Source organism: Pseudoalteromonas sp. P1-26 (assembly GCF_001401795.1).
Classification (GTDB): Bacteria; Pseudomonadota; Gammaproteobacteria; order Enterobacterales; family Alteromonadaceae; genus Pseudoalteromonas.
The window spans coordinates 199,951-220,557 of the sequence record NZ_LKDX01000002.1 but is presented as its reverse complement, the minus strand read 5'-3'; the positions used below and the strand labels follow the sequence as shown (position 1 = coordinate 220,557).

The 20,607-nt window shown below is 43.1% G+C and carries 20 protein-coding genes; all 20 read right to left on the bottom strand.

Going from position 1 to position 20,607, the window contains the following annotated elements; translation table 11 throughout:
• The 20 genes from AN394_RS02380 to fliI all read right to left on the bottom strand — a co-directional run bounded on the left by AN394_RS02380 (window position 1) and on the right by fliI (window position 20,592).
• Entirely contained in the window at window positions 1-765 is a 765-nt protein-coding gene (locus AN394_RS02380) for a flagellar motor protein (protein ID WP_054562170.1), read from the bottom strand.
• Complete coding sequence (locus AN394_RS02375) at window positions 758-1,921, bottom strand: chemotaxis response regulator protein-glutamate methylesterase (protein WP_054562171.1); 1,164 nt, start codon at window positions 1,919-1,921, stop codon at window positions 758-760. The genes AN394_RS02380 and AN394_RS02375 overlap by 8 nt, the downstream gene beginning before the upstream one ends.
• Window positions 1,922-1,983: 62 nt before the next feature.
• Entirely contained in the window at window positions 1,984-4,308 is a 2,325-nt protein-coding gene (locus tag AN394_RS02370; RefSeq protein ID WP_055020707.1) for a chemotaxis protein CheA, read from the bottom strand.
• Between the two features lie 15 nt (window positions 4,309-4,323).
• Window positions 4,324-5,091 carry a protein phosphatase CheZ gene (locus AN394_RS02365; RefSeq protein ID WP_054562173.1) on the bottom strand — a complete coding sequence of 256 codons (768 nt, stop codon included), beginning with the start codon at window positions 5,089-5,091 and terminating at the stop codon, window positions 4,324-4,326.
• A gap of 17 nt (window positions 5,092-5,108) precedes the next feature.
• Entirely contained in the window at window positions 5,109-5,492 is a 384-nt protein-coding gene (gene cheY, locus AN394_RS02360; protein WP_016708035.1) for a chemotaxis response regulator CheY, read from the bottom strand.
• Window positions 5,493-5,532: 40 nt separating this feature from the next.
• On the bottom strand, window positions 5,533-6,243 hold the full coding sequence (locus tag AN394_RS02355) for an RNA polymerase sigma factor FliA (protein WP_054562345.1): 711 nt from the start codon (window positions 6,241-6,243) through the stop codon (window positions 5,533-5,535).
• 26 nt (window positions 6,244-6,269) lie between these two features.
• Window positions 6,270-7,130 carry a MinD/ParA family protein gene (locus AN394_RS02350; protein ID WP_054553259.1) on the bottom strand — a complete coding sequence of 287 codons (861 nt, stop codon included), beginning with the start codon at window positions 7,128-7,130 and terminating at the stop codon, window positions 6,270-6,272.
• Window positions 7,123-8,604: a flagellar biosynthesis protein FlhF gene (gene flhF / locus AN394_RS02345; protein WP_055020706.1), complete on the bottom strand. Its 1,482-nt coding sequence runs from the start codon at window positions 8,602-8,604 to the stop codon at window positions 7,123-7,125. Before flhF ends, AN394_RS02350 begins: the two co-directional genes overlap by 8 nt.
• 20 nt (window positions 8,605-8,624) lie before the next feature.
• On the bottom strand, window positions 8,625-10,736 hold the full coding sequence (gene flhA, locus AN394_RS02340; RefSeq protein ID WP_055020705.1) for a flagellar biosynthesis protein FlhA: 2,112 nt from the start codon (window positions 10,734-10,736) through the stop codon (window positions 8,625-8,627).
• Between the two features lie 71 nt (window positions 10,737-10,807).
• The gene (flhB, locus tag AN394_RS02335; protein ID WP_054562176.1) at window positions 10,808-11,938 is read right to left on the bottom strand and encodes a flagellar biosynthesis protein FlhB; all 1,131 of its coding nucleotides are present in this window, start codon (window positions 11,936-11,938) and stop codon (window positions 10,808-10,810) included.
• 9 nt (window positions 11,939-11,947) lie between these two features.
• A complete protein-coding gene (fliR, locus tag AN394_RS02330) occupies window positions 11,948-12,727 on the bottom strand; it encodes a flagellar biosynthetic protein FliR (protein WP_054553263.1) in 780 nt (259 codons plus the stop codon).
• Window positions 12,728-12,997 carry a flagellar biosynthesis protein FliQ gene (gene fliQ, locus AN394_RS02325; protein ID WP_054553264.1) on the bottom strand — a complete coding sequence of 90 codons (270 nt, stop codon included), beginning with the start codon at window positions 12,995-12,997 and terminating at the stop codon, window positions 12,728-12,730.
• A gap of 40 nt (window positions 12,998-13,037) precedes the next feature.
• Complete coding sequence (gene fliP, locus AN394_RS02320) at window positions 13,038-13,778, bottom strand: flagellar type III secretion system pore protein FliP (RefSeq protein WP_054553265.1); 741 nt, start codon at window positions 13,776-13,778, stop codon at window positions 13,038-13,040.
• 4 nt (window positions 13,779-13,782) lie between these two features.
• Window positions 13,783-14,166 carry a flagellar biosynthetic protein FliO gene (fliO, locus tag AN394_RS02315; protein ID WP_054553266.1) on the bottom strand — a complete coding sequence of 128 codons (384 nt, stop codon included), beginning with the start codon at window positions 14,164-14,166 and terminating at the stop codon, window positions 13,783-13,785.
• Window positions 14,163-14,564 (bottom strand): flagellar motor switch protein FliN, encoded by a 402-nt coding sequence (gene fliN, locus AN394_RS02310; protein ID WP_054553267.1) that lies wholly within the window; start codon window positions 14,562-14,564, stop codon window positions 14,163-14,165. The genes fliO and fliN overlap by 4 nt, the downstream gene beginning before the upstream one ends.
• Before the next feature lie 22 nt (window positions 14,565-14,586).
• The gene (gene fliM, locus AN394_RS02305; protein WP_054553268.1) at window positions 14,587-15,678 is read right to left on the bottom strand and encodes a flagellar motor switch protein FliM; all 1,092 of its coding nucleotides are present in this window, start codon (window positions 15,676-15,678) and stop codon (window positions 14,587-14,589) included.
• A gap of 9 nt (window positions 15,679-15,687) precedes the next feature.
• A complete protein-coding gene (gene fliL, locus AN394_RS02300; RefSeq protein ID WP_054562177.1) occupies window positions 15,688-16,209 on the bottom strand; it encodes a flagellar basal body-associated protein FliL in 522 nt (173 codons plus the stop codon).
• Window positions 16,210-16,281: 72 nt separating this feature from the next.
• Window positions 16,282-18,702: a flagellar hook-length control protein FliK gene (locus AN394_RS02295; protein ID WP_055020704.1), complete on the bottom strand. Its 2,421-nt coding sequence runs from the start codon at window positions 18,700-18,702 to the stop codon at window positions 16,282-16,284.
• A gap of 100 nt (window positions 18,703-18,802) precedes the next feature.
• Complete coding sequence (gene fliJ / locus AN394_RS02290) at window positions 18,803-19,258, bottom strand: flagellar export protein FliJ (protein ID WP_055020703.1); 456 nt, start codon at window positions 19,256-19,258, stop codon at window positions 18,803-18,805.
• The gene (gene fliI, locus AN394_RS02285; RefSeq protein WP_055020702.1) at window positions 19,258-20,592 is read right to left on the bottom strand and encodes a flagellar protein export ATPase FliI; all 1,335 of its coding nucleotides are present in this window, start codon (window positions 20,590-20,592) and stop codon (window positions 19,258-19,260) included. The genes fliJ and fliI overlap by 1 nt, the downstream gene beginning before the upstream one ends.
• Window positions 20,593-20,607: the final 15 nt, after the last annotated feature.

Here is a 20,607-nt window from a genome sequence, read left to right as displayed (position 1 = left end):
TTACTCGTCAACTAAGCTTGGGCGCTCTACACGGTACGCCTCAAGTTTTAGTTCGATATTAAGTGGGCTTTCACCTTGCGAAATAGCAATAATACCTTCAGCAAGTAGTTCATGATAAAGCATTTTTTGCTCAACTTGCTGCTTAAGTTTATTCGCCATAGGCAAAAATAATAAGTTAGCTAAACCAACACCATAAATAGTAGCGATAAACGCAGTAGCGACACCGGCACCCAGTTTTTCAGGATCGGTGATAAATTGCATGGCCTGAATCAAACCGAGTACCGCACCTAGAATACCAATTGTAGGGCTATAACCACCCATTGCTTCGTAAACCCGGCTTACCTCGAGTAAGCGCTCGCGTTCAAGCATTAAATCAATTTCAAGGGTATCTCTGAGCTTTTGCTCATCAATCCCGTCAACAAGTAGACTCAACCCCTTTGCCGCATAAGGATCTGAATGCGACAGCGCTTCAGACTCAAGGGCTAAGTAACCTTCTTGGCGTGCTTTGTGTGACCAACGCTTAACTTGTTCGATGGCTGCATCAATATCGTGATATGGCGGAAAAAACACCCAATGACTGATCTTTAGTGTTTTAGTAAAAACACTTGCAGGGGTTTGAAGCATCACAGCCCCAAGCGTACCACCGAGTACGATGATAAGCGCAGGACCATTAAATAGTGCAGAAACAACACCGCCCTCTAATGCATAACCAAAGGCGATGGCACTTATCGCGACAATTAAGCCAAGAAAAGATAGCTTATCCACAACCAGTCTCACGTGTTAGGCGAGCTGCAACATCGGTTAGTGCTAAGCTCTCGCTCGCCAGCCCCGCATTTGCAACAGCTTGTGGCATACCATACACCACACTGGTTTTTTCATCTTGCGCCCAAATAGTAGCACCGACTTGCTTAAGCATACGCGCACCATCACGGCCATCTGCGCCCATGCCCGTTAATACGACAGCTAGCACATCACCACCAAAGGTTTTTGCAGCACTAGCAAAAGTCACATCAACACTCGGTTTATAAGTAATACGCGGACTGTCGTCTTCAAACACACGTAGTGTGCGAGAGCCGCCTCGTCCTTCTATTAGCATTTGTTGACCACCAGGTGCTAAATAAGCGGTACCAGGCATTAAGCGGTCACCATTTTGCGCTTCTTTCACATTGATTCTGCATAAGCCATTGAGGCGGGCTGCAAAAGCAGGTGTAAACGCAGCTGGCATATGCTGAATAAGCAAAATTGGATGCGGAAAGTTAGCTGGCAGCTGAGTTAAAATTGTTTGTAGCGCTACAGGTCCACCGGTTGATGTACCAATAGCAACCAACTGATATTGCTTGCCCGAAGCGCGAATGTTACTTGTACTCGATGACGAGGCTGCAGGCGAGCTAGCAGGAGCTGGACGGCTAAAGCTGCGATCAGGCTGAACAATCCCGCTGCGAGCACTTGTACTGCTACTGCTCCGTGGTACAGGAGCCGGAGTTGGTCGCGAAATAGGTGCTGGGCGCGCAAAACGAGAAAGGCGGCGGCGACCAATCTCTTTTACTTTATTTTGTAAAAGCGCGATTGCATCTTCATTGTTGCGCGCAATATCTTCGAATTTTTTCGGTAAAAAATCTAAGGCACCAGCATCAAGTGCATCTAGGGTTGCTGTTGCACCATCACGGGTGAGTGATGAGAACATTAGAATAGGAGTCGGTGTTGCTGCCATTATTTCTTTCACGGCACTAATGCCATCAAGAACCGGCATTTCAACATCCATAGTAATTACATCAGGTTTTAATTCACGGGCTTTATCGACCGCTTCACGACCGTTTACGGCAAAACCAATCACTTGAATATTGCTGTCTTGCTCTAAAATTTCGCTTACACGGCGGCGAAAAAAGCTTGAATCATCAACAACTAATACTTTGACTGCCATTGGCACTCTCTTGTTTTATATCATTCAAAGTGCAGCTAAATGCTGCACTTTATTATTTATTATTAGCCAACGTAGTGTTTAAGCATGCTAGGTACGTCGAGGATCAATGCAATGCCACCATCAGAAGTAATTGTCGCACCTGCCATACCTGGTGTACCTTGCAATAAGGCATCCAAAGGTTTAATAACAACTTCCTCTTGACCAATTAACGAGTCAACTACAAAGCCCACTTGCTTAGTACCTATTTGTACAATCACCACGTGACCTTCGGCTTTACGCTCTTGGCGGTTGGCGCCTTTTACTAACCAATGTTGTAAATAGAAAAGCGGGATCGCTTTTTCACGTACAATAATTGTCAGTTGTCCATCAACTACGTTAGTTTTAGTTAAATCAAGGTGGAAAATTTCGCTAACACCAGCAAGTGGTAATGCGAATGTTTGCTCACCCACAACAACCATTAAGGTCGGTAAGATAGCAAGTGTTAATGGCACCTTGATTTCAAGTGCAGTACCTACACCCAGCTCAGACTGAATATTAACCGAGCCATTTAACTGAGTGATTTTAGTTTTAACAACATCCATGCCGACACCACGGCCTGAGATGTCAGAGATCTCTTCTTTGGTTGAGAAACCTGGTGCAAAGATTAAGTTGTACGCTTCGGTATCCGACAAGCGACTTGCTTGGTCGTGATCGATCACCCCTTTGCTAATTGCGATTTTTTTCAGTTTCTCAGCATCCATACCTGCACCATCATCACGAATGGTTAGTAGGATGTGATCACCTTCTTGTGATGCCGAAAGCGTTACGGTACCTGTACGCGGTTTACCTGCGGCTTCACGCACATCTGGCATTTCAATACCATGGTCAACAGAGTTACGCACTAAGTGCACCAATGGATCAGCAAGTGCTTCAACAAGGTTTTTATCTAAATCGGTTTCTTCACCAACTAGCTGCAGGTTAATATCTTTTTTCAAGCTACGGGCTAAGTCACGAACAACGCGCGGGAAACGGCCAAATACTTTCTTAATTGGCTGCATGCGGGTTTTCATCACCGCGCCTTGCAAGTCTGCGGTTACCACATCTAGGTTAGAGATGGCTTTGCCCATTGACTCGCTATTGCTGTTATTAGCAAGGCTCACTAAGCGGTTTCGGACCAATACCAGCTCACCCACCATGTTCATGATTTCATCGAGACGTTTAGTATCAACACGTACCGTTGTTTCTGCCTGTGGTGGTGGCGCTTTTTTCGGTGCAGCAGAAGCTGCAGGCGATTTTTCTGGTGCTTTTGCAGGAGCTGGAGCAGGTTTAGGCGCTGCGGCAGCAGGTTTAGGCGCTGCGGCAGCAGGTTTAGGGGTAGGTGCCGGTTTTGATGGTGCAGGCTGTGCTGGTTTTGCAGGTTCTGCTTTTGGTGGTTCAGGCGCTTTTTCTGGCGCAGCCGTTTCTAAAGACTGAGGAGCAGTACCTTTACCGTGTAATTCATCAAGCAGCGCTTCAAACTCGTCATCGCTAATTTCATCGTCTGAGTCATTGCTTGAAGTATCTGCTGCAGGTGCTTGAGGAGCCGGCTGTGCAGGTTTTGCTGCTTCAGGCTGAGCAGGAGTATCTTGTTTTACTTCACCAAAGTTACCAACGCCATGCAGTTCGTCTAATAAGCTGTCAAATTCATCATCGGTAATATCGTCACTATCACTGCTAATTGCTTCAGGAGCAGTCGCTGCTGGACCTTGGCCTTTGCCATGCAGTTCATCTAGTAAGCTTTCAAATTCGTCTTCGGTGATTTCGTCAATATTTTGAGGCTCAGCGCTGCTATCTGCAAGACCGCCGCCATCAAATAACATATCAAACGCAAACGGGTCATCTTCATCGATATTGTCTGTTGCTGTATCTGCTGTGACTTCAGGCGTATCAACAGCAGGCTCTTCAACTGCAGGTTCTTCAGGTGCAACTGCAACATCCTCTGCTACAGATAAATCTTCACCAGCAAGCTCTTCTGCGGTTGGTGGCTGACTTAATTTATGAAGGACTTCTAATAGGGCTGGGTCTGCAGGCTCTGGCTGTTCGCGATTTTGAATCGTAGCGAACATTTCGTTGATAGTATCGAGAGCCTGTAAAATTACGTCCATTAGTTCTGGTGTTACACTGCGTACACCTTGACGTAATAAATCGAAAACATTCTCTGCGCCATGACACGCATCTACAAGTTCAGTCATACTTAAGAAGCCTGCACCACCTTTAACAGTATGGAAGCCTCTAAAAATGGCGTTTAATAGATCTTTGTCTTCTGGGTTGTTTTCAAGCTCAACTAATTGCTCTGACAAAAGCTCTAAGATTTCTCCTGCTTCAACAAGGAAATCCTGTAATATATCTTCATCGACTTCAAAGCTCATGCAGCTACTCTCCTCTTAGAAGCCCAGACTTGATAATAGATCATCGACTTCATCTTGTCCTGAGACAACATCATCGCGAGACTCTTTATCAATAATTGGCCCTTCAGGACCTGCTAGTGTGTCACTTGTTGCAGGTGCTTTTTCTATGGCCTGTTTTTCTTGTTGTTGATGACCATCTTCTTGACTGCCAAACACAGTTAAGAGATTAATTAAACTGTCTTCTACCTCTCGCACCAACTCAATAACACGGCGAATAACTTGTCCGGTTAAATCCTGATAATCCTGCGCCATCAGCACATTAGTCATCAAACCTTGGAGCTCATCGGTTTTGGTATGCGAGTTATTCATGAACTTATCTAAGCTATGACATAACGATTTAAATTCACCGAGTTCAATTTCTCGGTTCATTAAACGATCCCACGTAGGTTTGATTGCGGCAATTTCATCAGCAAGTTGTTGCGCTATTGGTAAACTTGCTTCAACCGCATCCATGGTTTTATTGGCGGCGCTTTCTGTCATTTCCATAACATAATTTAAGCGCTGCTTAGCGTCTGGGATCGCGTCAGTAGTTAAATCAGTGAGACGAGTATCTAGGTCAAAGTTTTTTAACGCTTCATGAAGCTGACGCGTCAATTTGCCGACTTCAGCAAACAACTCTGATTGTTCTTTTGATGCAGCGTCAAGAATGAGCTTATCTGCTTTTTCTTGTTCACCATTTTCAAGATACTCAACAAGTTGACGAGCTTGCTCTAAACTTATTTGAGGCGCAGCAAGTGCTGACATAAGCCTCTCCCCTTAGATTAACCTAAACGTTCAAACACTTTTTCCAATTTGGTTTTAAGTGTCGCAGCAGTGAATGGTTTAACGATATAGCCATTAACACCTGCTTGAGCAGCAGCAACAATTTGTTCTTTTTTCGCTTCAGCTGTCACCATTAATACAGGAATATGCTTAAGGCTATCATCAGCACGAATTGCACGTAACAAATCAATACCTTGCATACCAGGCATGTTCCAATCAGTTACAACAAAATCAAATTCTTGATTTTGTAGCATTGGCAATGCTGTTGAACCGTCGTCAGCTTCCTGCACATTGGTAAAACCTAAATCCCTTAATAGATTTTTAATGATACGTCTCATTGTAGAAAAATCATCAACAACAAGAATTTTCATGTTTTTATCCAAAACATCCTCCGGTGAGGTTTGAACCTTTATTTACTTACTACTAATTAATCCAGTCATTGATTTTTGCTTTGAGCTTAATCATCGCCTGACCATGTATTTGACTCACACGCGACTCGCTAACATCGAGTATGTGTCCTATTTCTTTTAAGTTCATTTCGTCGTTGTAGTACAAAGACAAAACGAGAGCATCTCTTTCTGGTAACGATTGGATAGCCGTTAATAGAGACTGGTTAAACCGCTCATTTTTAACGTTATTAAACGGTTTGTCTAGTCCTAAATCCTGACCTACTGGTGTGATGACGTCTTCATCTACACCTAAATCTTCAATACCTAATACTTTACTCGAATTTACATCATGTAGAATATGATGGTACTCATCTAGCGTAATATCAAGTTTTTCAGCGACTTCAGTATCTTTGGGCTCACGATTTAAAGTGCTTTCTAATTCGGAAATGGTTTCAGCCACAAGGCGGGCATTTCGGTGAACTGAGCGTGGCGCCCAGTCACCTCTACGAATTTCGTCTAACATCGCACCACGAATACGAATTCCAGCGAAGGTTTCGAAACTAGCACCTTTGCTAGCATCAAAGTTTTTTGATGCTTCAATTAGGCCTATCATGCCTGATTGAATTAAATCATCGAGTTGTACACTGGCAGGTAAACGAGCAATTAGATGGCACGCCACTTTTTTGACTAAAGAGGCATGTTTTTCGACAATCGCATTTAAGTTCTGTGCTGATTGATATCCCATCGCTTTATTCACCGATGTTGTCATAGTTAGCCGTTTACTAGTTTTTCAATAAAAAATTCTAAATGGCCAGACGGTTGATTAGGGATCGGCCACTTAACTGCTTTTGTTGCTAATGTTTTAAACGCCACCGCTGCCGGTGAGTTCGGGAATAATTCAACAATCACCTTTTGACGTCGCGTAGATTTACGCATGTTCTCGTCATAAGGAATGGTTGCTACCAACTCCATTGAAACATCTAAAAAACGATCCGTTACTTTTGAAAGTTTAGCAAATAATTCTTGCCCTTCACGCAAACTGCGCACCATATTGGCAACAATTTTAAATTTATATACGCCATGCTCACGGCTAAGCACTTTAATAAGTGCGTAAGCATCAGTAATTGAGGTAGGTTCATCGCATACAACCACAACAACGTCTTGGGCTGCACGAGAAAAGCTTAATACCATGTCAGAAATACCTGCGGCGGTATCGACAATTAAAATATCAAACTCGGTATTTAACTCGCTAAAAGCGCGAATAAGGCCTGCATGCTCAGATGGCGTTAATTCAACCATGCTTTGTGAACCAGACGTTGCTGGTACAATTTTGATGCCCGCAGGGCCTTCAACAAGAATTTCGTCAAGCTCACACTCGCCTGACAAAACATGAGATAAATTACGTTCAACACGAAGGCCAAGCATTACGTCACAGTTTGCCAAACCTAAATCGGCATCTAATACTAATACACGATTTCCTTGCTGACCTAATGCGATTGCGGTATTGAGTGAAACGTTGGTTTTACCCACTCCACCTTTACCGCCAGTAACAGCGATAACTTTAACGCCACTATTATTATTTTGATTCATTTTGCGCAGGCCGCTTGCTTGATCTAATACTGTGTTAATCATACATCCCTACTGTGTTCGACGCTACTGCTTGACGTCTTGAATGTTGTGCTTTTGCTCGTTTTAAATACAATTGTTCAGCTTTTTTCACTAGTTTTTCAGCATTCGCTACGCGAATATCCTCAGGAACGCGCTGACCGTTAGTAAGATACCCTATTGGCAGGCGATTTTGAATCGCTATGCTAATAATCTCACCTAAACTTAAAGATTCATCCAATTTAGTGAAGATACAGCCACTTAGGTGAACCTTTTTAAAGTGTCTTACGGTTTCTTGCAACACATTTATCTGTGCTGTAGCACTTAATACTAAATAACTACGAATATCAACACGCTGATTACGCATTAGGGTATTTAACTGCTCAGTTAAACGTAAATCACGTTGGCTCATACCCGCTGTGTCTATTAATACTAGACGCTTATTACGTAAATGGTATAACACTTCAGCTAATTCATTCGCATCTTTTACCTGCTTAACACCACAGCCAATAATACGACCATAAGTAGCCAATTGTTCGTAGGCACCAATTCTGTAGGTATCAGTGGTGATCAACGCCACTTTATCAGCACCATATTTTTGTGCACCCAGTGCAGCTAATTTTGCAACTGTGGTTGTTTTACCAACGCCTGTTGGACCCACTAACGCAAATACACCGCCTTGACGCAGAATTTCGTTATTCGTTGTATGCATTTGGTTTTCAACCATTTGCAGAAGTGCTTGCCACGCTTGTTGACGTGATACGTCGTCAGGAATGAAACAAGCCATTTGCTCTGCAACATCACGTTCAATACCCATACCTGCTAAGCGGTCAATCATACATGCACGAGTCGGATCACGGCGTGCCATATCTTGTTGCATTAAGCCAGATACTTGGTGTTCAAGTAATTGACGAATCGCATTCATTTCTTCACGCATGGTCGTCATTTCTGATTGATTCGCAGGTGCTGAGTTTTTGTGCTCGGCTGGTGAATCTAAATCATCAAAACCAGAATCTAAGTCGTCATCAAAACCTAAGCTATGTGCTTGAGTTTGTACACGAGGTGCTGCTTGCTGTTGATAACGAGGAGCTTGCTTATATTCAGGCTGTTGCTGCTCAAAGCTTGGCTCTTTTGGTTGATAGTGTTCACTCGTATCAATACCAGATTGACTAAACATTGACGCAAGCTCTGGCGAACGAGGGCGTGGGGCTTGACGCTCAAGTAACGCTTGTAGGCTATCAGCAACTTTCGCTTGCGGCTCAGGTTTAGCACGCATTGGCTCAGGTTTAACAAAGTTATGCTGTGGAGCAGGTGCTGATTGTGCCACTGCTGGTTTAGCTTCGGCTTTCGGGGCTGCTTTGTCGTAATCAACAGCTGCAACGATTTCAACGCCGTTAGCAAGCTTTTTGTTCGACATAATAACCGCATCAACACCTAGTTCATCTTTCACTTCTTTCAGTGCTGTGCGCATATCTTTAGCAAAAAAACGTTTAATTTTCATGGTTCAACCCCTTTACTATCCTATTGTTGGCCTACTGAGCTGACAATCTTAATCTGTCTTTCGTCTGGTACCTCTTGGTAAGACATCACCCTTAAACCTGGGATGGTGTACTTAACGAAGCGAGATAACACAGTTCTTAACATTCCTGACGTTAACAGTATCGAAGGTTCACCGGCCATTTCTTGGTTTTGATGCGCTTCATTCAATGATTGCTGAAGTCGCTCTGCAAGGCTTGGCTCTATTCCGGCACCTTCGTCACCTGCATTCTGAAGTGACTGATGCAACATCTGTTCCAACTCAGGCGCCAAGGTTATGACAGGGATCTCAGAAGACATACCAACAGCGTCTTGAACGATTAGTCTGCGCAGTGAAATTCGCACTGCAGCCGTTAGCACATCTGGGTCTTGGCTACGTGGACCATACTCAACAAGAGTTTGTACAATCGAGCGCATATCGCGAATTGCCACCCCTTCATTAAGTAAGTTTTGTAGCACTTTTACGATAGTAGTAAGTGGTAATACGTCAGGAACCAGTCCTTCAACAAGACGTGGATGACTCTTCGCTAACATATCTAGTAAGTTTTGTACTTCTTCATGACCAAGTAGTAAAGCAGCACTGTTAGTAAGTAACTGGCTGATATGAGTTGCAACCACAGTTGCTGAATCAACGACGGTATAGCCAAGTGATTGTGCTTCATCTTTTTGATCAGGTTTGATCCACACCGCATCTAATCCGAATGCTGGGTCTGTAGTGGCAACCCCTTTGATTGGACCAAATACTTGGCCTGGATTAATCGCTAACTCATCACCATGCTTAAGCTCACCCTCACCGCTTGAAACACCCATCATAGTGATTCTGTAAGCATTCGGGTCGAGCTCTAAGTTATCGCGAATGTGCACAGGAGGTACTAAGAAGCCAAGCTCCTGAGACAGTTTTTTACGCACACCTTTAATACGATTTAACAGTTCACCACCTTGAGATTGGTCAACAAGTGGAATCAATCGATACCCTACTTCTAAGCCAATAACATCAACTTGCTGAACGTCATCCCAACCCAGCTCTTTTTGTTCTTGTTTATTGGCAACACCTGTACCTGGTGCACCACCATTTGCCTCTTGCTCTGCTTTTTCGGCTTCTGCTTTGGCTTTTTGTTGCTGTGTGAAATAAGCAAGGTAACCCAGTAATGCACCTAAGCTTAAAAATGCGATGTGCGGCATACCCGGCACAATACCCATGATGATTAAAATACCTGATGCGATATAAAGTGATTTTTCGTTACCTAGCTGTGTCTTAACTTGGTCGCCCATGTTGTGCGATTCATTTTGACGGGTAACAACGATTGCGGTACCGATAGACAGTAATAGTGAAGGTAGCTGTGCAACTAGACCATCACCAATGGTTAGCAAGGTGTACACTTCCATCGCACGGCTGAACGATAAATCATGTTGGATCATACCAACAAATAAACCACCAACGATGTTAATCACTAGAATAACGATACCCGCTATCGCATCGCCTTTTACGAACTTACTCGCACCATCCATTGAACCATAGAAATCGGCTTCGCGGGTGACTTCTTCACGGCGTTCACGGGCTTGCTCTGCACTAATGAAACCGGCGTTTAAGTCAGCATCAATCGCCATTTGTTTACCTGGCATTGCATCAAGAGTAAAGCGAGCTGATACTTCAGAAATTCGGCCAGCACCCTTGGTGATAACCACAAAGTTAATAATGATTAAAATCAGGAAGACCACTAAACCAACTGCATAGTTACCACCGATAACCACCGAACCAAAGGCCTCGATAACTTTACCAGCGGCATCACCACCATTATGACCTTCTAGCAATACTACACGGGTACTGGCGACATTCAGTGCTAAGCGCATGATGGTTGCAATTAGTAGAACCGCAGGGAACATACCAAATTCAAGTGGTTTCATGGTGTAAACCGTAACCAGTAACACCACCAGTGCTAACGCGATATTAAACGAAAATAGAATATCTAAAAGAAATGGCGGCAGGGGTAAAATCACCATGCCCAGCGCAGCAAGTACCATTAACGGCGTGCCGATACCCTTCGCATATTCTTTTTTATCTCTGTTAAGTTGTTGTAATACCGCTTTAAATTCCATAATTCAACAATTTCAAAATATTGACACTACACGGAATTTGCAATAACTATTCCAAGTTATATAACTACTGACTAATATTTGTAAGCATCGGGTATTGGGAGCTTTTTATTAAGTGGAACAGGACGTTTTCCACGCCCTTTTTGGAAGCGCTTTAACTGGAAGACATAAGCCAGCACTTGCGCAACGGCTGTGAATAGCTGATCAGGTATTTGATTGCCCACATCGGTGGTGTGATACAGCGCACGTGTAAGCATCGGTGATTCAACAATTGGCACGTCATTACCCTTACCCACTTTACGAATTTGCATAGCAAGCTCGTCCACGCCTTTAGCAAGCACAATTGGCGCACCCGCTTTAGCTGTATCGTATTTAAGTGCTACAGAATAATGGGTCGGGTTGGTTACAATCACATCGGCATCAGGTACATCTTGCATCATACGCCTTTGCGACATTTCACGCTGAGTACGGCGAATACGCGCTTTTATTTGCGGATCACCCTCAGAGTTTTTAAATTCGTCTTTTACCTCTTGTAAGGTCATTTTTAACTGTTTATGGTGTTTGTGACTTTGATAAGGAGAATCTATTGCTGCAATAATGATTAACGTACAAGTTAGCCCCAAGAACATCCAAGAGAGGATTTCGAGTGCATGGATAAAATTTCCGGGCGCGCTTTCAATGCTTAGGTGCAGTATTTCATCAAAGAAAGTATTAATTAAGAACACCGCAAAACCTGCAACCACTACAAATTTTAAAATAGACTTAACTAGCTCTACTCCTGCTTGAGGGCCAAGCATACGCTTAATACCTTTAGCCGGCGACATCTTACTTGCTTTTGGTGCTGCCGCTTGCCAACTAAAGTTATAGCCCCCCAGTAAAGTATTCCCAACAAAAGCGGCTATCACGATGATCAACACAAACATTGCCATAGGGAATAACAACGCATCCGCAACAATTCCCCACACTGAAAACATTTTAGTGGTGTCGTAGGTTTCATTACGGTTAAGGCTTAATAAGCGCCCCATCACATTATAAAGACCTTTGCCAATTTCAGGTCCATACAACAATAAGGAAATAGCTGAAAAGATAAGCACAAACATTGTACCTAGCTCTTTTGAGCGGGCAACCTGACCTTTCTTTTTGGCATCATCAATTTTTTTCTGCGTGGGTTCTTCGGTTTTTTCTTGACCTGAATCTTCAGCCATGGCGTGCTCCTAAGGTGTACAACCAACAAGGCTGCACATTAACTCAACCATTTTTAACCACTGAAACTCAAATTGAGTCATGAAGTTACCTAGCGTTGCCCAAATAATCACGAGCCCAGCCACTAAGGTAAACGGAAAACCAATCGAAAAAATATTTAACTGCGGTGCCGCACGGGTCATCACACCAAACGACATGTTAATAACCAGCATAGCTGTCAGTGGTGCTAAAGCAAGCACCAAGGCTGTGGTGAACATCCAACCGCCCCAAGTAACGATATCCCAATAATGATCAACCGCCCACCAATTGCCATCAATTGGTAATACTTCAAAGCTATGAATGACCATTTGGATCATCATTAAGTGACCATTAAAAACAAAGAACAGTAAGGTAGCCAAAATCAGGTAAAACTGACCCACAGCGGGTACACTCAGACCATTCGATGGATCAACGACGGACGCAAAACCAAGACCAGTTTGCATCGCGAGTATTTGCCCTGCTAAAACAAAGGTATTTAATAATAGTACTGAAGCAAAGCCTATCGCCACACCAATAAGCATTTGCTGAATGACCACAAGGATCATCTCAAACGAAAATAAGTTATTAAAAGTCGCAGGGGGCAGCATAGGCACAGCAACAAAGGTTACAACTACCGCTAAACCAAGCTTAATTCGGCTTGGTACATTCTTCGCACCAAGGCCTGCCATGATCATAATCATTGAGCTAATACGCACTAATGGCAGCAAAAAATCGCTGAGCCATTGAATAATAACCGCAAATGGAAATTCCATTTAGCCTGCTATCTCCGGTATCGACATCACTAAACGAGTAAAATAATCCATAAGCTCTTGCGTGAACCAGTGACCACCGATAATAAGTGCGCTTATGGTAATCAGCAAACGAGGTAAAAAGCTTAAGGTTTGCTCATTGATTGATGTTGCCGCCTGGAAAACTGCCACTACAAGACCGACTAATAAGCCAGGTACTACGATTGCAGACACTAACTTTATAACTAAGAATAGCGCGTCACTGAGTATATCGACAAAAATTTCTGGTTCCATTTTGCCTCTCCTACCTAATTATGTGTCTTGAATTGCATTGTTACACCCCGAGCCCAAAGCTCTTTGCCAGCGTGCCCATCACAAGGCTCCAACCGTCTACTAATACAAACAGCATAATCTTAAACGGCAAAGATACAATCATCGGCGAAAGCATCATCATACCCATGGCCATTAATACGGAGGCCACGACTAAATCCACAATCAAAAATGGGATGAAAAACATAAAACCAATGATAAAGGCCGTTTGCAATTCGCTGGTAACAAACGCTGGGATCAATACAATCAACGGCGTGTCTTCTGGCGAATCTAATTGCTCATAACCAGCTATTTTCGCAAAAGTCTCTAAATCTTTTATACGAACTTGCGAGAGCATAAACGCTTTCATTGGCTCTTTGGCAAGTTCTAATGCTTGCACTGAGGTAACTTGTTCATTCAAGTATGGCTCAATAGCGCGCTCATTCACTTGCTGATAAATTGGCGCCATAATAAAAATACTTAAAAACAGCGACATACCTAACAAAATTTGATTCGATGGCGTTTGTTGTAGGCCTATTGCTTGGCGTAATATCGCCAGAACCACAATAATCCTTGTAAATGAGGTCATCATAATGACCGCCGCTGGAATAAAGCTCAGCGCCGTCATGATCGCTAACACTTGTAGCGTCACGGAGTAATCTTGAGAGCCATCAGGGTTGGTGGTAATGGTCAGTGCTTCTATGCCTTCAGCGTTAACCGACGGCAAAAACAACACACTTGCTAAAATAAGTATCCACTTGATCATAGCGTTAATTCTTTTTATTTGAAGGTGATTGTGGGTTCAGCAACTTACCAAATTTTTTGGCAAGTTCTGGCAGTTCTTTTTCTTGTAGTGGTGTTTCTAGCTTATGCAGGTAGTTAATACTATGCGGGGTCACACCAATTAGGTGCTGAGCGTTATCGATTTCAATGACCATCAAGCGCTCACGAGAACCTAAAGGCAAACTGCGCACTACTTTAAATTCATCACTATTAGCAAGATTTGGATTTAGTTTTTTAACCAAAAAAGCCAAAGCAATAATAACCACCAGCACTAAAAGCAAAGACATCACCATAGACAGTAAATCTGCCGTCGGTGATGCCGTAGGAAATGCAGTGCTCGACGCACTTGTTAAAGCGACTAAAGCATTCATCGTAACTTTTTAATACGCTCAACTTGGCTGATAACGTCAGTTAAACGAATACCGAACTTATCGTTGACGACAACCACCTCACCATGCGCAATCAGGGTGCCATTAACCAATACATCAAGTGGCTCACCAGCGACTCGGTCTAGTTCTACCACTGAACCTTGGTTAAGCTGTAATAAGTTACGAATGTTGATTTTTGAACGACCCACTTCCATCGAAATAGTAACTGGAATGTCCAAGATAGTATCAAGTTTACGTTTTTCGTCGCCAGACAGCTCATGTCTTTCATCTTTTAACTCATCAAGCTCCGCTACAGCAGCATCGCCTGAGCCACCCTCAGCTTCTTCAGCTTCGGCTAGTGCCGCAGCCCATTCGTCCATTGTATCTTGATCATCACTCATTATGTTTAACCTTATAAATCGACTACCAGTCTAAATCTACACCTTCAGATAGATGTAGATCTTCTTCTAGTTCTGCTAATTCTGCATCTGAATCCAGTTTTTTGCCACCTTTTGTGAACACATGTAGTTCTGACTTAACTGATTCAGGGCGTTTAATTTTTTCACTAATTTGTAGTGCCACATTGTCACGAGAGCGGCCCATTTTCGCTCTGAAGGTCGGCAATTCTTCTACAAATACGGTGATATGTTCTGGCATTTCAACAGGGATAATATCGCCAGCTTTAAGCTCCATAATCTGTTGTAGCGTTAGATCAACCTCAAGCAATTGAGTCGATAAATCGACCTCAACATCCATGATCTCATCACGTAATGCTTTACTCCAACGTAAGTCAGTGTCTTCAGTGTCTGATTGCACACCGGCATCGAGTAATTCACGGATTGGCTCAAGCATCGAATAAGGTAATGCGATATGGAAATCACCGCCACCACCATCTAGCTCAATATGGAAAGAGCTAATAACAACCACTTCAGTTGGACTTACGATGTTAGCCATCGCTGGGTTAACTTCTGAGTCAAGGTACTCAAAAGACACATCCATTACCGGCGCCCATGCTTCTTTATAATCTTCGAAGATAATTTTAAGCAGCATTTGAACAATACGGCGTTCTGTTGGGGTAAATTCACGGCCTTCTATTTTTGCATGATAGCGGCCATCACCACCAAAAAAGTTATCCACTAAAATGAATACTAATCGGGCTTCCATGGTAATTAGGCCGGTGCCCTTCAACGGACGAAAACGTACCATGTTCAAACTAGTTGGCACGAATAAGGTATGAATATATTCGCCAAATTTAATCATTTGTACGCCGTTAATCGACACCTCAGCGGTGCGGCGCATCATGTTAAATAGGCTAATTCGCATATGACGGGCAAAACGTTCATTCACGATCTCCAAGGTCGGCATACGACCCCGAACAATACGATCTTGTGATGAGAAGTCATACTGTAAGGTATTACTGTCTAAGTCATCACCTTCGTGAATATCTTCCTCTTCGACTTCATCAACGCCATGTAAGAGCGCATCAATTTCGTCTTGAGATAATAAATCGCTCACGCTGACCCCTTATTGCATCACAAAGCCGGTAAATAATACCCGCTCTATCACTTTGCTACCTTCAACATCACTTAATGCTGATTGTACTTTTTCAAGTGCAGCAACACGTACTGACTCTTTACCTTCACTGGTACCTAATTCATCTGCGGTCGTTGTTGAAAGAACGCCAAGTAAGGTACTTTCGATAAGTGGAATATGCTTTTTGGCAGTTTCTTCGTTCACTTCACCTCGAACAAGTAGCTGAACTTTTATTTGTACAATTCGGTCGCGACTAGCACCGGGTACATTAAATACAAATGGGCGTGGCATTGCGACATACAGAGCCGAACCAATCTGTGCGGAGCTCGATGGTGCAGCAGCCTCTGTCACTGTGGTTTCATCTGCTAGGCTTTCTTCAGGGGCATCATCGCCCATAAATAAAAAGTAACCCGCAGCAGCACCAGCAATCAACACTACAGCAGCAATGATGATAATCAGCTTCTTTTTGCCTTTACCCGTATCTTCTATTTCTAAATTTGCTTCTTCGGCCATTGTCACTTCCCTCAAAGTTACAGCAAGCTGTTTATCGCGCTGTAACTATTTTATTTCTTATAATAGCAGGACTTATGCATAGTAATCTATTGATGATGAAGATTGTTGTCGAGAAGTTTCTGCGCTTTGTGCTGTTACTTCTGGCTGCTGCTCCTCAGCCTGTTGATTTCCAGCAAGCTGCCCTTGCCCAGACTGCTCTTGTTGTTGCTCAGGGTTCCCCTGCTGAATACTACTTTCACCAAGCTCAATACCTTGCTGTGCAAGCATTTCTCGTAAGCGTGGCATTGATTGCTCTAAAGCTTCTTTAGCCTGCTGATTTTGAACAACAAAATTAATTTGAGCTTGCTCCGCATCGCTACGTATACGAATTTGCATACTGCCCATTTCTGGCGGATCTAAGCGAATTTCAGCTTCTTTATTATTAATATTTAGTAACGCGCTAACTCGCTCTTGAAGCATCTTTGCAGCATCACTTTTTATGATATTAATCGCTTGCATTACACCAGGGTCAACATTCACCGATTTAGATTGAGTCTGAGTTTGCGCAGTTGTTTGTGTATGCAGTGTTTGTACGTCTAGTACTTGCTCATATTGCTGATGAGCCATTTCATAGGCACCTGGTTGTGTTGTTGCATTTGCTTGAGTCGTTAGCTGGGTAAATAATTGAGCTACACGCACAGTAACAGTTTCCTGTGTACGTTCTGTATTAATTTTTGTAACAAGCTCTGTGGTTACTTCTTCACTAGCAACTACTTTTGTCACATCGGCTGTAATTTGCGCGGTATTATTTTGTTTCGCTTTATTATTTTCAACATTAACTGTTGCTGCGGTTACTGGCATCGCAGTACTGGCTGTTGCAGGGGCATTTATAGCCTCTGTCAGCACAGTTTGAGCTGCAGCTAATTTTTCGTACTGAGCAGTGCCCGGCGTTAACGTTTGCAACTGAGTGTTCACTTTGTTTAACAATGCTTGCTGCTCATCCTTAGTCAGCGCCGTGATTTGCTTTTCTACACCTGTAGGTAATTTGTTATCGAGAGCTTTATTGTCAGCTAATTTAGCATCTTGTTTTGCCTGGCTTTCTTCAGCAATGTCTTGCTCTACAGCAAGTTGTGATACAGGACTCTGTGCAGTTTGCGTTGTAGGCTTACTACTGTTCACATCAGTCAATAGCGACTTGATTGTTGCCACCTCATCAGCACCGAGCTTATTATCAGCTTTAAGTTGATTTATTTGTTGCTCAGAGGTTAGCGATAAACCTTTAGCGAACTCACTTACAGCCTGCCCATCGCCACTTTGTACTTTGGCCAGCAAGCTAACGATTGACTTATCTGTTACTGGTTTATCTAAAACTGGTTTTTCTGTTACGGCTTGATCAATTTTGGCAGCTGCGTCAGTTGGTTTATCTGCCACTTTTGCCGTGCCAGCTTCAATGTTTTTAGCAATGCTTTGCTCAGCACTGAAATTTGCTGCCGTTTTGTCAGTGTAGCTTTGTGTTTGTTTTGAATTAACTTCAGCTGTTTTTGTATCTACTTGAGCATCGCTATTTAAATCTGCAACCACCTTATTTAAAACAGTTTTACTTGTCTCATTTAAGCCAAGTTCTTTGCCATCAGATGTTTTTGCAGCGTCTGAATTCACAGTCTGTTTTTGAGCGCTATTTAACAGAGCGTCTACATCAACTGTGGTTTCTTTGTTGTCAGTTGCTTGTGTTGCACTGGCAAAGTTAGCTACCTGAGGTTTTGTATCCGGTGTATTAACAGCTGAAACACCCTGCTTTTCTTTGTCTGTTAATGGACCATCAACAATCGGAGTCACACTATCTTTTGGTGGTAAATCGCCAATCGCTTTTAGCTGGCTATCTACCGCTGTCGCAACTTTAGACTTATGTAATAAGCTTGCTATTGAACTGTCGCCTTCAGCGTCGGCTTTTGAATCATCGGTGTGTGCAACGTCTGTCATCGGTGAAGGTATAACAGGTGTAATGGTATCGATTGGGGTTGGTTTTTTATCAACAACTACCGGGCTAAAGTCATTATTTTCAATCAATTTATTAACACGTGTACTCATAGCTTGAGCTGCATTAATTTGCGAAAGCAGTGAATTTTCTTCATCTTCTACAAGAGCAAGTTCATCGCTTGGCTCTTTAGTTACAGCTGCATTACGAATATCTGGACTTGTTTTAGATTGCTGCTGTGTAGACGCGGTAGCAGTTGCAACTTTAGCATCAGCAGTTGTGTTTTCGTCGCCTAATTTGGCATCTGATTTAGGTTCTTCAGAAATACTGACAGCTTTAGTTTCATCAACAGAATGAGTATCTGCATCACTTTTTGTTTGAGGGGTGGTATTTGCTTGCGCGTTTGCCGCTTCACTTGCTTCTGTAAGTGAAGTTAAAAAACTTAAGCCCGATGCTTTGTCGCTAGACTCTGAGTCTTTGCCTGAAAAACCAGTACCTTGCTCAGTTTTAACCTGCAAATTGATATCACTGATCGCCATAATTCACCTAAAACTAAAGAGGCAATTTGCCGCCGCAAGTGCCAAAATTAATGCTACTGGTTAGGTAAATGCAATTAACATGCCTAAAAAAGATAGTATTTTAGAGAAGTGCGTTTTTAAGTTGACGTTGATAAAACTGATTTGAAGCAAATTCATCCAGCATTTTTTGCTCCGCTTTAGCTACTTTCATCGCTTGTTTTTCAGCTTGCTTTTCGATTAATTTCGCCACTGCTTTTGCTTTCACTTGCTGTTTTAACCACAATGCTTTGCGCTGCGTAACAACCTGTTTTGCAGTATTCACTGTGCTGGCTTGCTGGCGTATCGCTTCTTCAATTTTTGCGATAAAGGCATGATATTGACTAAACCCAGCACTAGACAAACCAGATCGTCCTTTCAAATGCAACTGCTGAGAATACTCCATGCGAAAGTTATTCAGCCCTTGCAGTTTTTGTTGATTACTTTGTAAGTGCTGCTGGGCTTTTAAATAATCCATGCGTAAAGATTCTTCTTTATCGCTCTCGAGCTTTAACAATAAATCAAGTTTACTTTGAGCCATTAACCTTGTCCTAATAACTGTGCAAGACCTTGTAGACCATCATCATAACTGATCACATCTTTCATGCCTTGCTGAAGGAATTGATTCACACGTGGCATCATATTAATTGCTTGGTCAAGCATAGGGTCGGTGCCTTTTTGGTACGCACCTAGTGTGATCATATCTTTGTTCTGTTGATACATTGAATACACTTGTTTTAGCACTCGAGCTTGTTGCATATGCGCTTCAGATACAACCTGTGGCATAACACGAGAAATCGATTTTTCAATATCAATAGCCGGATAATGACCACTGTCAGCTAAATCTCGAGATAAAACAATGTGGCCATCTAATATAGCGCGAGCAGAGTCAGCAATTGGATCTTGCATATCATCCCCTTCACTAAGCACAGTGAAAAACGCGGTGATCGAACCTTGCCCTTCACCACCATTACCAGCACGCTCCACCAGCGCTGGTAATTTAGCAAATACTGAAGGCGGATACCCCTTAGTCGCAGGAGGCTCACCAACGGCTAAGGCGATTTCACGTTGCGCCATGGCATAACGGGTAACGGAGTCAAGTAATAACAATACGTTAAGACCTTGATCGCGAAAGTATTCCGCAATGGTCACTGCACTTTCACAGCCTTTTAAACGCATTAATGGTGAAGCATCCGCTGGAGCTGCAACCACCACTGAGCGCTTACGCCCTTCAACACCTAAAATTTCTTCAATGAACTCTTTTACCTCACGACCACGTTCACCCACAAGACCTACCACAATTACATCTGCTTCAGAGCCGCGAGTCATCATACCCAGTAATACTGATTTACCGACACCAGAGCCTGCAAACAGACCCATACGCTGCCCTTGACCTACGGTAATAACGGAGTTGATGGCTCGAACACCTACGTCCATAGGTTGACTGATTGGTCGTCTTGCAAGAGGGTTAATTGAGTTTTGCGCAAACTTTAAGTGATGCTCAGCATTAATGGCACCTAAGCCATCAAGTGGTCGACCAAGGCCATCCACTACACGGCCAAGTAAACTCATGCCAACAGGCAGTCCTGTTTCATTTAGCTTTGGGATAACTCGTGCACCAGGCAGTACGCCAGAGATGTGATCATTTGGCATCAAGTAAAGTGTTTGGTCGTTAAAACCAACGACTTCAGCATCAACAAAGCCGTTAATGGTTTCAATTTTACATTGACTGCCAACAGGTGCTCTAAGCCCTTTTGCTTCTAGCGTTAAACCAACTACACGCGTCAGAATACCGGCAACGGCTGGTTTTGGGGCCTTGATATGTTTTTCATAGCGCTGTAAGCGTTCGCTTAGAGTCATTGATTGAGCACTCATAATGAGCCTAAAAAG